This is a genomic window from Parasalinivibrio latis (assembly GCF_036825535.1).
Taxonomy (GTDB): domain Bacteria; phylum Pseudomonadota; class Gammaproteobacteria; order Enterobacterales; family Vibrionaceae; genus Parasalinivibrio; species Parasalinivibrio latis.
Window position 1 is genome coordinate 2,476,004 of sequence record NZ_CP098812.1, and the last position, 12,374, is coordinate 2,488,377.

The following is a 12,374-nucleotide window of genomic DNA, read 5'->3' on the forward strand; positions in this document are numbered from 1 at the left end:
AGCTACTGCTGCTTTACCGCTGCTGTAGCTTTGAACTTCTTTAACATTTCTGAGTCCGGACAACTATGATGGAAATTGCTCGCTTCCACTGTGGAAGGGACAATCCGAAGTTCATCCGTTTCCTGTGAAGGATTGACCTGCAACTGTGCATCCTCATTCAGGAGTTTGACGTTTACTGACTCACCGACGTGGAGAGAATACTCTATGCCGGTGGCGGGGTGCCGGAAACAGAACGCTTCGACAGCCGGTACACTGACACTGACCAACAAGGCAGCACCAGCAGTGGTATAGCAGATTTTACTCTTCAACATCACTCCCTCCTCAATTCCCCGAAGTATAAATATGCCCGATTTCCTCTACGATAAGTTCCAGGATTTTGTTGTAAATTTCATCGTAGTTTTCCGCTTTGAATACATTGTCTGTCCCAACACAACGGGACAGCCCTGGGTTGGATGACAAATCATAATCAAAACCTATCACCGTCATTTTGGTGGTAATGTCTCCGGTACTCAGCGTTTCAACAACAATGTCACAGAGCCCCTCTCCGTAGGGTTTGTTTAACCCATAGAGATCATTTGCATCATCCCGGTAATTGTCTTCACCATCTGACAAAATAACGATGAGCTTGCGGCTATTGGTCGCAACGGGGTTATTGTGAAGGAGCCTTGCAGCAGCAATAACACCTTCATAGGATGCTGTACCGCCCCCCGCTTCAAATGAAGATATGGGATTAAAAGAATCGAAATTATCGGTCAGGGGAATAAGGTAGTAATCTGGGTAAGAGGTTCGTTGTTCAGAGTAGTAATTTGTGTTGAATATATTATCCAAGGCTTCCTGAACCTTCATTTCCCACTCGTAACACCACCACCAACCATAAACAACACATTCTCGTTCTGTATAATTGTATCGGTAGTAGTTTCCGCTTTTAGCCTGTGTAACTGAGGAGCTGAACCCTACAAATGCTGCTTTATTGGCTTCGCTTCCAATATTTTGGCTGTTGTACTTATCCAGTTCGTCGAGGATCCCCTGTATAACTGTGACTACACCCTTATACTTTTGAGTCCCGTTCCAACTGTTACCCATTGAACCGGAAAAATCCGCCACAAAAACAACGTCCAGGGCATCTTGCTGGTAACGGCGGGCGATCGCCTGCCCTCCCATAACCAGTTCCTTATCAAAACCCTGTAATACTTCTGTTCCGGGAAACCAGGAAGAGAACTTTACGTTTGCAGTCAACTGATATTGATTGAAATGCATTCCACTTTTGTCATACACCCCCGGTTTACCACAGTCCGCACCATATACTTCCAGGCACGATTTTTTTTCAAAAACGATATCATCCGGCGACACCGTTACGGACTTAATGTTTGCGGTGATGTATGAAGCGACCAAGGCTTTATTGGCTTCTGAGGCTGAGTTCCCATTCGCCGCTACAGCTAATGCCGCCACTTCCAGCGTGTCAGCCAATCGAGCTTTTTCACTCATATAGCGGGAGCCTTCAATACCTAAAGTAAAAAGGCCAAATAACCCAGGCACAATGAGTACAAATGCAATCGCAGCAACACCGCGTTGGCTGTTTAATCCTTTCATACCTATCGCCCTACCATAATTGAGTGCGATCTGACCAAGCGAAAGTTTGAGCTCAAGAGCTCACCAATCCAATTGTCAGAAAGGTAGCAAATTGTTATCTGATATAACGTCGCACGTCTTCCAAACGTTGTTTCCGGGGAAAGATGTGTTAATTCGTTCAAGGCTATTTCAGGGGTGCAACCAACGTCCCCTCGGGAAAAAAGATGTGTATCTTCAACAGGGACAATAGCGACGCCGTCAACAAACTTTTGCTGCTCAAACCTGATGCCAAAGTTGGACTGTTCAAAATTGGACCAGGTTCGCCCAAGTGATTCAGTAACAATAAGGGACAACTGGTCTATTTCACTGGGAGAAATTACATCACTTTCATTGTAAAGTTGCGTCCGTTCTTTCAACAGACTGACTGCGGAGTAAGAAAGGCGATCCAATTTCCCCTTAACGGATTGTTTCACGACCACATCAAACGTGAAAACCAGCAACACTCCCATTACGAGCCCGATGATTGAGAACTCGATGGAATAGACCCCTCGCTGCTTAGTTAACGAATTTATCACGCTCAAACTCCTGTATTACGATAACTTCCCGGGAGAGGCCTACAGTTTCACTGGAGATAAACAGGTTAAAAATCGGGGTGTACTCGTACCCAATATGGTAAATAGCAATAGGTGCATCGAAAGCAGGCGATGAACGTGCCGCCAGGCAGGCATCAAGCGTAGTACCGTCCTCACAAGGTTGCGCTATGTCATCCAGCGCTTTGAAATGAAATGTTGATAACGTAAATTTATCCGGATCAATAAAATTTGCCCACATCGAAGACTTATCAGTGATCAGGGTTTTAAAGGCAGTGTGGTAATCTGCGGTGCCTGGGACGGGGTCGCCTTGGCTGTCTTGGCTTTGTGGCGCAATAGAGGCTTTGGCCATTCTGGAAGATTCAGAAATGGCATAGTCAACAACTGAGGATATATAACCCATATAGCAAGCTTCAGCCCATGACAGAAACAGCAGCATGAACGCAAAAAAACCGATGGAAAACTCAATCGCAACCACGCCACGTTGATTGCTTTGTTTTCCAAGCTGAGCCCTGCTAAATCTTGGTGACATTATCCTTCAATCTCCATCCTGCGTAGCGCCTGATACAGTTCAAGAATTTGATTTTCATCCTTTTTCTGTTTCAGGAGCATTCTAAAAACATCAGCCCTGCCCGCTTTAACAGCGGCAATTACAAGGTTGGCTTTTACTTTGTCATCAGCTTGCCCATTAACATACAAAGGTGTCAGGCGGCTAAGCGCCTTACTGTAATTCCCTTCGATCATATCCAGCACGGCAAGATTGTTTTTAACGGACACATCGTCATACAACAGGGAGCGCGCAATCTCGAAAGCACTGCGGGCTTCCCTGATCCCATCAGTTTCAGCGAAAATCAACCCCTTTAAATTAAAGGCCTCCCCGTATCTTGGGTTAAGGGCAATGGCATTTTCAACGTTGTCTTTCGCTGCATTGAAAGCATTCAGGTTGTAATTAACGTGAGCAAGGAGAAGGTAAACTTCAGGCGATACTTTTTGCTTTGTTGTTAAAATCTGGAGGTGATATTGCGCTGATTCCATATCTCCAGAAAGATAATAAGCTTCTGCAAGAAGGTACCGGCTCTCTTCACCATCACCTTCTGACAGCATTTTTTTATAAAGGCTAATCAAACCCTGGTAATTACCAGCTTCCTCCATCAATTTGATGCTGTTTTTATTTATTTCTACCACAGGCTCGTGAGTCGTACTTTGGCACCCTGTCAGCATTAACATCAATAGTATTAACTTAGCCAAATCCACCATCTAATATCCTCATTATTCCCGGAGCCACAATCAAGATGACTATTGGCATCATGATGAAAACGATAAGTGGGATAGACATTTTTGCCGATAACCCCCCTACTTTTTCTTCCAGTGTTAATATTTGGATTTCCCTTATATCCTTAGCTAAAGTAATGAGAACATCATATATTCCTGTTCCGTGTTGCAGACTTTGAATAAGTGTATTTACGAAGCTTCGCATTTCATTGGTTGGCACTCTTCCCAATAATTCATTCAGGGATTTATCAAGTCCAATAACCCTTGCCCTGTCGTTCGTTTTTTTCAGCATGTAAGCGATATCTTTATCAAAGCTTGCCATCTCTTTCGTCAGATACTGCATTGCGGCTTCAATGGTCATTCCCGTCTGCACGCAGACAGCCATGAGATCCAAAAGATACGGAAGTTGAGAGGAGACCTTTTCAGACAGATTTTTCTTCCTCGAGCGTAAAAAAGCGTCAGGCCCAACAATGACTGTGACCAATAAAATAAGAGAGACTATCAGTTTATTTGTTGTGGACTCGATTCCTATAATATTCCCGAACAAGAAAACCCCGGCAGTTACCGCAATCATTAAAAAGTACTTTAATGGCATATACAGTTTTACCAATGACGGCTCATAAAACCCGGCGGCAAGCAGCTTTTGCTCTATCTCTTCTTTATGGTTCTGGAAGAAATTTCCAGAGTAATTGACAAGGACTTCATACAACTGGATGTTTTTATCAGCCTTTTTCCTCATTCTCAGGATTCTGCTGATATTGTATTCCCTTCTTAATCGATCCAGAAAATAGGTAACAAGCGCAGCCAGAACTAAGGCGATTAGGGCCGCTATCGTTAAGGGCAATAAAATATCAGAGTCCAGCTTCATTTTACTTTCCTCATCAAGCTGGCAATAATCAACATACCTATCGCTTCGCTGACCAGCACGTAGTACAAGACATATCTACCTGTCGGGTCTCCTATAATGTAGTTAAAATTTTCCGGACTCAGATACCGCAAGATAAACAAAAATATAAATGGAATTGAGCAAACGATTTTTGCTGACATCCTGGCTTCTGATGTCATAGCCATTTTTTTCCGCTCAATCGCCCTTGCATCAAACATAAGCCTGTTTAACCGAGTGATAATCGACTTGAGTTGCCCACCCCGGTTTATATTTGCCCGCAATGTTATGGCAAAGAACAAGAACTCTGAATAGGGGACACGCTGGCAGGCCCGCCTTAATACTTGATCGGGAGGCTCACCGATTTGTAACCTTTCCCCCATATATTTAAATTCTTTCCCCACTGTCGTATCCAGGGACTTCCCGACAAAAATAATAGCGTGCATTAAACTCTCACCTGCAGAAATTGCACTGGCCATCATATTCAGGGCATCAGGAAAGGATTCTTCAAATTTCTTCCTTGCAATCCGTTCAAGTAACTTGATTCCTACAAGGGTAATGACAGGGAGAGATATGGACAGAGCCATCCATATTGGCGCTTTTATGTATTGGTCGTTGATGAAGAGGGAGACACCAAATAAAACCAGGTAGAACAGTGTTAGTTTTATCAGCTTCTTATCCCCTACCGGGGCCATAACGCCGAAAAAATATCCTTGCAGCCTCTGCGTTAACGAGATATTGCCCAACGATTTTATGTCAACAACACTCTGATCCACGACCGACATTCGGTCACCCAGTTTTATCAATTTGGACAGGTAGTCAATGCGCTTTCGTCTATTCTGGATTGCCACAAACAGCACGGCAAATCCCATGGCAAGACTAAAGCTCGCGAGTAACGCTGTCATACCCGCCCCCGGAACACACTGGATAATTCAGCCTGCAAACCAAAAAACTGTGCTTTTTCCATAAGTACCGACCTCTGCATCAGGCCGGATGTTTCATAGTGGCCATCAATTTTGTCTTCATGCGCATGTCCGGTAGGCTGAAAACGAAATATCTCCTCCATTACAACACTTTGGCCTTCAAGGCCGATCACTTCACTGATGCTCATTACGCGTCTGCTCCCGTCATGGAGGCGGCTGACCTGTATAATCAGATCGATAGCACTGACAATGGTTCGTCTGATTGCCTCCAGCGGCAGGGAGGAGGTCGCCATCATCACCATACTTTCAATACGTGATACAGCATCACGGGGGGTATTGGCGTGAAGGGTGGTCATAGACCCATCATGCCCGGTATTCATCGCCTGGAGCATCTCAAAAGCTTCTGCTCCCCGGCACTCCCCAACGATAACGCGGTCCGGTCTCATTCGGAGGCTGTTAATGACCAGCTCACGTTGTCCGATAGCACCAGAGCCCTCAATACCAGCCGTACGGGTTTCAAGGCGGACAACATGAGGTTGTTGGAGTTGGAGTTCCGCAGCATCTTCTATAGTGACAATTCGTTCCCTTTCAGAAATGTAATTTGAAAGGGCATTGAGCATAGTAGTTTTTCCGGAGCCCGTACCGCCGGATATCACGATGTTCAGCCGGCATCGCGCTGCAATCCCCATCAACTTGGCCATTTCCGGGCTCATTGCCCCATGGTTCATCAAGTCTTCAAGGCCAAGTTTTTGTTTTTTGAATTTTCGGATCGATATGGAGGTGCCGTCTATGGCAATGGGCGGGATGACCATATTTACCCGGCTTCCGTCCTCCAAACGGGCATCACACAGAGGGACAGATTCATCAACCCGACGCCCGACCCTTGACGCAATGCGTTTCGCTATTTCGATCAGTTGTTGCTCATCAACAAAGGTAATGTCTGAAAGTTCAACCAGACCTTTGCGTTCAATAAAGATGTTGTCAGGCCCGTTAACCATGATGTCGCTGATGCTTTCATCTTCCATCAGGCTCTGGAGTGGCCCCAGGCCTATGAGCTCATCACACAAGTTTTTAACGAAGTCATTTCGCAGCAGGGTCGGGATTGGAAGGTGATCTTGTTGAATCATTACATCAACCGCATCACCAATCTGTTTGGATAACTGCTGCTTCGTTAAGCTGGACAATGCTTCTGCATCGATGACATCAAAAATTCTTTGCCGAAGGTTCCTGTACACATCTTTTGTCGCGAACATCCCTTGCCCCCAAAACTTCGTTGTCTAACGCCCTAACAACCGGCCAAACCAGCTTTTCTCCGCCAAGGCCTCACCCATGATGAGTTTCACCAATCCCTTAATTTGCTTTGACATCTGGGACTTTCCCAAATAAATATGCTCACCACGCAAAATCTGCTCGTTCAGCGAAGAGACGTACGGCAAAACAATATCCGGCTTATGTCCCAAATATTTTTCTATTTCAGCATCTGTTATTGAGGCGCTTTTTTCCGGCCTGTTGTGATTGAGAACTGTAATAATCCGGATTGCGTGGTCATGATGATCTTTTCGGTGCTTGTTCAATTCGATATTTAGAATCGCGGCTTCTCGGAGGGATGAAACGGTGGGTTCAAGGATCAGCACGATGCAATCATATTTGTCGCATAGCCAGCCAGGATCCCTGAAAAAAGAAACCGATGACGACAGATCCTCAACCACAAAATTTGCATCTTTGGAGACAAGCTCGACCACAGTTTCTGTCAGTTCCCTCACTTCACTGTGGTTTACCTCTTCCGATCCCAGGGCCAGATATTCCAGCCTCTCGCCAATCTTGGTGAGTAATGACCGGGCAGCATTGCCATCCAATGTTGCAGCCAGTGTACCGGACTGCAGTTCCCGTTTCTCCAGGTCACGCTTTGCCAGCATGATGTCAAGGTTGCCACCGGCGTAGTTGTGGTTAACCAGCACACAACCTGACTTCTTGTCATCAGCAAAAACATAAGACACTTCTGCTGACAACAAAGAGCACCCTACGCCTCCTTTTGTCCCGACAAGCGCGACATGTTTGGCCTTCCTGTTTTGGCCCACACCTATTTGCCGGTTCCGGTTCTCCGTTACACTTTTAACGAAATCAATCAGTTCCTGCTTAGTCACAGGCCAGAATAAGTAGTAAAAACCCAGAGCTTTCAACGCACGAATCGTTGAAATGGCATCTTCACTGCCGATAATGATCACTGATGCGTTGTTTGGCAGCAGGTGGCTGATTCTTTCTGCATCTTTACCTACATCTGAACTGGTGTTCAGCTCTACCAGGACTATTTCTGCCTGGTGGTTCTCGACATACTTTGCGATATTGGTATCACGATTATCCAGTACCGCAGGGTCGCCAATACCCTCAAAACGATACGCCTCCAGTACGAGGTCACTGCATTCCGGGGTCTGGAAAAACAACACTGTATTTACTGTGGTATCAGCTCGCTGCTGAGGTGAGTCCTTTTTCAGCAGTTCAGCCAGATCAAACATATGACATCCCCCTACTTTGACGAATAAACAGCGATCGGTGCGGCGATCATATCTTCCGGTGCTACCAGGCTTTTCCAGCGCATGGCTTCCGTATAACACCCTAATTCAACCGGAGGCCGCTTCGGCGTAAGACTGATTTGCGTTTGGCTACAGTTGGGTACAGCAACCTCATAGTGGGTGGAAACAATAGAAATTAAGCTTTCTTTGAAACGGCTGCCTGAGACTAATGAAATGTGTCCCGGCTGAGCCCCGGCTTTCAGCAACCAATGTTCTGAATAATCAGCCAGTTTTTTCCCTTTTGATGAATTCCAATAGATTTTAACCGGGTGGGTTACCAGCGTTTCTCTATTATCGATAAGCAATTGTTTCAGCGTGTTTTTTTGCGTTTTCCAACTGCCTTGCCCGTTCATCATTGACCACGTTTGGGTCACAGGGAAAACCTTTAATTCCGGTCCCGTAACGACATCTGCACAGCCATACATAAAGAGCATGAACAGCAATAAGATCTTATTCATTCACGGAACCCTCCCTCAGCCATAATCTCTGCCGCCCATCGCTTTACATCCTGGGGAGCCTTTTGGGGTATAGCGAACCATCTGTTCAATATTGATGTACGCCTCATTGTGGGTAGCTTTATTTCCCGCGATGAAATTGGCTCCACCAGGTTAACCGTTGCCACAATGATTAATTCTGTGTTGCGGCGTTCTGTTTTTGTATGGCGAAACAGCGAACCAAGAATTGGGATATCCCCAATAAAGGGAATTTTTGCCAACGACTCCTTTTCTTCTGTACTTAACAGCCCGCCAAGCACAAAGCTTTCTCCGTTTCCTAACTCAACAGTCGTTCTGGCCCGTCGGGTTTTGAATGCCGGTATTTCCAGAAGGTCGGACTTGAATTGTTCATCCAAGGAGGATACTTCCGGCATCAAGGACAATTTGATTTTGTCATCACGCAAAACTTTTGCGGCGACTTCCAGCCGGACGCCAAATTCTTTATAGGTAATTTGATACGCATCATCGTAAAAGGTGACGATTGGCAGTTCGCCCCCTACAAGAAAACTTGCTGTTTCCCCGGAAATGACCGAAAGGTTGGGTTCAGCCAAAATTTGACCGATGTTGTCGTCATTTACCGCTGAGATAAATGCGGCGATATCCTTCGCACTGATATCACGAACAAAATCAAAAAACTGGCCATTGCCAGCAAATTGACCATCACCCAGGATAGACCCCCATTTCACCCCAAGCTCTTCGATGTAAGCCGTGGATACCTCAGCAACCGATAATTTGACGTTGACCTGTTTAGAGGTGGCAATTTCCAGATTGTCCACCAGCCCGTCATACCTGCGGCGGGTCATAAACTCTATCTCAAGCTGTTTATCCCCCAAATCCCAGTTTATTTTGTAATCATTTTTGTCTTTTTTAAGCAGCTCACCAACCAGGGAATAGATATTTTCTTTTGCTTCAACTGTAGGAACAATTCCGCTGATAACTACTTGTTCATCAAGATTAAAGATGGAAATAGACAACTCAGGGTATCTTAACTGTACCTGTTGCTGGATATGCGTCAGGCTTTTGTTAATGACTAATTTCCTGTTCGCCAAAGTTTTGCCTTCTTTTGAAAACACCAACAAAGAGCTGTTTCCCACTTTTCGCCCAAAGACAACAATCTTGCTTTCACTGATCACTTGGTAATCAGCAATGTCCGGGTTTGTGATAAAAACCGTATCTATGGGTTCCCTAAAAGAGAGAGTCCTGGCTTCATCCACCCCAATATTCATCAGTATTTCCGCGAATACCTGATTCGGGGCGATTCCTAAAAATAAGGCAAAGAGTATTGCTGCAATTGAACAAAAACGCTGCTTTAACCTCACCATTAAAGCTCCTTAGGTCGTTGTGTTCCCCGCAGCTCTTTAACTGCATGATATCCTGCTAAAACATCTCTGGTCGCAGCCCGGCTCTGACTTGCGGCTTCTGGACTGGAAGATTTAAACAACTCAACTTCCCCCACCCTTTGCGCAATGATCATTTTGGCGACGTCTGCCCGGGACAGCTCAAGCAGCACCGAGGCTGATTGCAGTGTATTGTTTTCATCTGACACAACTTTCTTGACGGCCAAAACACGCTTTTCAATTAACAAGGGGGATACTTCAAGGCTTCTGAATGCAGACCGCATCCGATCCTGAACCACGTTTTTCTCAGATGACGTAAGGATAACTACGTCAACAAAGTCTCCTGGGCTCAGCGTGGTAAGCGTTACAGAGGGGTTATTTATCGCCAGTGGAAAGGGCACCATTTCCGGTTTTATCACCAAATCAATATATTCACTGCTGTTTGGCGTAACGACATGGTTCTGGGTAACTGTTTCCCCTGGCATTATCTTGCTTTTCGAAATCGAACCTTCCGGAATATTCAGCTCGTAACTGGCACTGATTCCATGTGACTGCGCTTCTGAAAGAGGGACTATTATCAGGTCGAAATTTTCATGGGTGATATGCTCGGCAATATCAATTTCAGCTCCGGCTATCCACATGTTAACTTTAGGTTCAGGAGGCACAGCAACAGGCTTAACTTCCGGTTCATCCTCTGTTGCAAACAGGGTGAATGCACCAGCAAATATCGCGATAAAGGCAAAGAGAAATATGGCTTTTGAATTCATCGCTCACCCCAATGTATACATCAAATTCAATAAAACCGCCGGCAGCACAATTGCTGGTATCAAGGGGATACGGGCCAAGCCTGCGTCTTGCTCGATATAACGCAAAAGCACAACGGAAAGTACGGTAAAGGCTGTCACGACCATAAATCCAAGTAAATACAACGACCAGTGAGCTGGATTAATAACGAGTACCAATGCAGCAAGCAGCTTACTGTCAGCACCTCCTAAAACATTGAGCCTTGAAGCAACAACACCCAATATAAGGACGACTATACTCAGCAGCAGCATTTCGAAAGGCCCGCTCTGCAGTGTGAACAGAGCGAGTGCTACCAACATCGAGGAGACGACTACCCAACCAGATATAAACCTGCTGCGAACATCCTGAAGACAGGCCAATAAAAGTAATAAAAGTAGTACGACCCTGATGGCTACAGTGGTATTTTCAATCGCCAGATCCAATTGACAAAATCAACCAGAACTGTTCACCATACTGGTACGTAACGATATTATTATTGCGTTGTACCACCGGCACTCTGGATATTACTGGAAATGGTTCCCAAAGCACTGTCCAAAGCACCTTGTATTCCTGAGTCACCGTTAAATACAGCGATCACAATCGCTGAAATAGCGACTGCTATAATTGCGTACTCAATGGCTGTCACCCCACGGTTATCCCGTACATAGCCTGATAAAGCTCCGGCAATCTTTTCCAAACGCAGTGTCAGTCCTTTCATCATAGCCTTAACCCTCTACAGCATTAACTAATTGAATGTATGGAATAATATTCTTAAATTTCCGTACAAGGAGTTGCCCGTATCATCCAACTGCTTCCGAGACTACTGTCTCTGATATGAAACTTTTCTCACTCCTAAGAAGACTTTAGACCCTAAACCCAAAAGCCGTTAGGGTACGAAGTAAAAAAAAAGCAAAATAGTTGTTCAGAATTAACCAATGCTAGCCATAACCCATTGTTTTTAATTTGTATTTTTATTTTCACCTCAATGTATGAAAAGGTATTTCATTTATTTTTTATTTGTAGTATTTCTAAGGCATTAACGTCATCTTGTTGATTTCAAATATAGTGTCTATCCTTAATTGATAGATCGCACATGAAATAGTTGTTCAATCACTGAAAAATAAAAGTGAGCTTATGGCCGAGATCAATGAAAATCCGGAGCCTCGTCCTAACTTCTTCGGATATAATTTAGGCGGTGTGAAATTTTGTCCAAAATCTCTTCAAATTCAAGAAGGAACAACGTCAGTCAATTTAAGAAAAAGAGAAGCGGATTTCCTTTCTTATCTTATCGAAAAATATCCTGACCCAGCATCGCGAGAGGAATTGGAGGCAGTAATATGGCAAGGTACGTATGTTAATAACTGTACAATTAATCAAACAGCAAAAAACACACGAAATGCGCTTGGAGACAGCAATAGGGACATAATTAAAACCATTCCAAAAATTGGCTATCAACTCACTGTAAAACCGGAGTTTTTAGAAGCTCCATTAAGTGAGATTTTTTACAATGATAATCTCTTAAAAAAACAATCTCGCAATGTTGTGAACGAAAAAAAGAACGAATCAGCACGGCAAAAAAGGAATGAATATTTTGATGCGACAGATTTTGATAACAGCCAAATGAGTAGCACCGGCGAAATATCACATCTATACAAAAGAAAAAGTCATTTTATCAATTGGTTAATAGGGACAAATGCCCTGGTGGTAGGAGTAATTACTGGACTGTTACTGTCTATGACACCTAACTTCGAAAACAACTTTATAGAAACCCCAAAATTAAATGCCTTGTCTAAAGAAAAACTAACCAGCATGGACACCGAAGTTGGGGAAATAGTGTTATATCGTACACCACAAAAGCAACTTCTGGTCTGTTTACAAAAGGATTCGGTATCAGAGATCCAGTGCAGTAGGGTCACAGAGTATTGAAAAAGCTGGGCAATGCATGCCCAGCTT

15 protein-coding genes are annotated in these 12,374 nt (G+C 44.5%); 1 reads left to right on the forward strand and 14 read right to left on the reverse strand.

What is annotated here, in order from left to right; translation table 11 throughout:
- Nucleotides 1–2: 2 nt before the first annotated feature.
- From NF212_RS11410 to NF212_RS11475, 14 genes are all read right to left on the reverse strand, one after another.
- Nucleotides 3–311 carry a hypothetical protein gene (locus NF212_RS11410; RefSeq protein WP_434355694.1) on the reverse strand — a complete coding sequence of 103 codons (309 nt, stop codon included), beginning with the start codon at nucleotides 309–311 and terminating at the stop codon, nucleotides 3–5.
- Nucleotides 312–321: 10 nt separating this feature from the next.
- Entirely contained in the window at nucleotides 322–1,590 is a 1,269-nt protein-coding gene (locus tag NF212_RS11415; RefSeq protein WP_434355696.1) for a pilus assembly protein TadG-related protein, read from the reverse strand.
- 2 nt (nucleotides 1,591–1,592) lie between these two features.
- The gene (gene tadF, locus NF212_RS11420; RefSeq protein WP_434355698.1) at nucleotides 1,593–2,144 is read right to left on the reverse strand and encodes a tight adherence pilus pseudopilin TadF; all 552 of its coding nucleotides are present in this window, start codon (nucleotides 2,142–2,144) and stop codon (nucleotides 1,593–1,595) included.
- Nucleotides 2,125–2,691: a TadE/TadG family type IV pilus assembly protein gene (locus NF212_RS11425; protein WP_434355700.1), complete on the reverse strand. Its 567-nt coding sequence runs from the start codon at nucleotides 2,689–2,691 to the stop codon at nucleotides 2,125–2,127. Before NF212_RS11425 ends, tadF begins: the two co-directional genes overlap by 20 nt.
- Nucleotides 2,691–3,416: a tetratricopeptide repeat protein gene (locus NF212_RS11430; RefSeq protein WP_434355702.1), complete on the reverse strand. Its 726-nt coding sequence runs from the start codon at nucleotides 3,414–3,416 to the stop codon at nucleotides 2,691–2,693. Before NF212_RS11430 ends, NF212_RS11425 begins: the two co-directional genes overlap by 1 nt.
- A complete protein-coding gene (locus NF212_RS11435; RefSeq protein ID WP_434355704.1) occupies nucleotides 3,400–4,299 on the reverse strand; it encodes a type II secretion system F family protein in 900 nt (299 codons plus the stop codon). The genes NF212_RS11430 and NF212_RS11435 overlap by 17 nt, the downstream gene beginning before the upstream one ends.
- Nucleotides 4,296–5,219, reverse strand: a complete 924-nt coding sequence (locus NF212_RS11440; RefSeq protein WP_434355706.1) for a type II secretion system F family protein — start codon at nucleotides 5,217–5,219, stop codon at nucleotides 4,296–4,298. The genes NF212_RS11435 and NF212_RS11440 overlap by 4 nt, the downstream gene beginning before the upstream one ends.
- Nucleotides 5,216–6,490 (reverse strand): CpaF family protein, encoded by a 1,275-nt coding sequence (locus NF212_RS11445; RefSeq protein ID WP_434355708.1) that lies wholly within the window; start codon nucleotides 6,488–6,490, stop codon nucleotides 5,216–5,218. Before NF212_RS11445 ends, NF212_RS11440 begins: the two co-directional genes overlap by 4 nt.
- A 24-nt stretch (nucleotides 6,491–6,514) precedes the next feature.
- Nucleotides 6,515–7,750 (reverse strand): AAA family ATPase, encoded by a 1,236-nt coding sequence (locus tag NF212_RS11450; protein ID WP_434355710.1) that lies wholly within the window; start codon nucleotides 7,748–7,750, stop codon nucleotides 6,515–6,517.
- Nucleotides 7,751–7,761: 11 nt separating this feature from the next.
- Entirely contained in the window at nucleotides 7,762–8,265 is a 504-nt protein-coding gene (locus tag NF212_RS11455) for a hypothetical protein (protein ID WP_434355712.1), read from the reverse strand.
- Nucleotides 8,262–9,527 carry a type II and III secretion system protein family protein gene (locus NF212_RS11460; RefSeq protein ID WP_434355714.1) on the reverse strand — a complete coding sequence of 422 codons (1,266 nt, stop codon included), beginning with the start codon at nucleotides 9,525–9,527 and terminating at the stop codon, nucleotides 8,262–8,264. The genes NF212_RS11455 and NF212_RS11460 overlap by 4 nt, the downstream gene beginning before the upstream one ends.
- Before the next feature lie 95 nt (nucleotides 9,528–9,622).
- Entirely contained in the window at nucleotides 9,623–10,405 is a 783-nt protein-coding gene (gene cpaB, locus NF212_RS11465; protein WP_434355716.1) for a Flp pilus assembly protein CpaB, read from the reverse strand.
- Between the two features lie 3 nt (nucleotides 10,406–10,408).
- On the reverse strand, nucleotides 10,409–10,864 hold the full coding sequence (locus NF212_RS11470; RefSeq protein ID WP_434355718.1) for a prepilin peptidase: 456 nt from the start codon (nucleotides 10,862–10,864) through the stop codon (nucleotides 10,409–10,411).
- A 50-nt stretch (nucleotides 10,865–10,914) separates the two neighbouring features.
- Nucleotides 10,915–11,142 (reverse strand): Flp family type IVb pilin, encoded by a 228-nt coding sequence (locus NF212_RS11475; RefSeq protein WP_434355720.1) that lies wholly within the window; start codon nucleotides 11,140–11,142, stop codon nucleotides 10,915–10,917.
- A gap of 413 nt (nucleotides 11,143–11,555) precedes the next feature.
- Between NF212_RS11475 and NF212_RS11480 the strand changes: the two genes are divergently transcribed.
- Complete coding sequence (locus NF212_RS11480; RefSeq protein ID WP_434355722.1) at nucleotides 11,556–12,347, forward strand: winged helix-turn-helix domain-containing protein; 792 nt, start codon at nucleotides 11,556–11,558, stop codon at nucleotides 12,345–12,347.
- The last annotated feature ends 27 nt before the right edge of the window (nucleotides 12,348–12,374 follow it).

Coding starts and splice junctions, on each gene's coding strand:
- NF212_RS11410 (WP_434355694.1), bottom strand. CDS start 311: ATGTTGAAGAGTAAAATCTGCTATACCACTGCTGGTGCTGCCTTGTTG.
- NF212_RS11415 (WP_434355696.1), bottom strand. CDS start 1,590: ATGAAAGGATTAAACAGCCAACGCGGTGTTGCTGCGATTGCATTTGTA.
- NF212_RS11425 (WP_434355700.1), bottom strand. CDS start 2,691: ATGTCACCAAGATTTAGCAGGGCTCAGCTTGGAAAACAAAGCAATCAA.
- NF212_RS11430 (WP_434355702.1), bottom strand. CDS start 3,416: ATGGTGGATTTGGCTAAGTTAATACTATTGATGTTAATGCTGACAGGG.
- NF212_RS11435 (WP_434355704.1), bottom strand. CDS start 4,299: ATGAAGCTGGACTCTGATATTTTATTGCCCTTAACGATAGCGGCCCTA.
- NF212_RS11440 (WP_434355706.1), bottom strand. CDS start 5,219: ATGACAGCGTTACTCGCGAGCTTTAGTCTTGCCATGGGATTTGCCGTG.
- NF212_RS11445 (WP_434355708.1), bottom strand. CDS start 6,490: ATGTTCGCGACAAAAGATGTGTACAGGAACCTTCGGCAAAGAATTTTT.
- NF212_RS11450 (WP_434355710.1), bottom strand. CDS start 7,750: ATGTTTGATCTGGCTGAACTGCTGAAAAAGGACTCACCTCAGCAGCGA.
- NF212_RS11455 (WP_434355712.1), bottom strand. CDS start 8,265: ATGAATAAGATCTTATTGCTGTTCATGCTCTTTATGTATGGCTGTGCA.
- NF212_RS11460 (WP_434355714.1), bottom strand. CDS start 9,527: ATGAATATTGGGGTGGATGAAGCCAGGACTCTCTCTTTTAGGGAACCC.
- cpaB (WP_434355716.1), bottom strand. CDS start 10,405: ATGAATTCAAAAGCCATATTTCTCTTTGCCTTTATCGCGATATTTGCT.
- NF212_RS11475 (WP_434355720.1), bottom strand. CDS start 11,142: ATGATGAAAGGACTGACACTGCGTTTGGAAAAGATTGCCGGAGCTTTA.
- NF212_RS11480 (WP_434355722.1), top strand. CDS start 11,556: ATGGCCGAGATCAATGAAAATCCGGAGCCTCGTCCTAACTTCTTCGGA.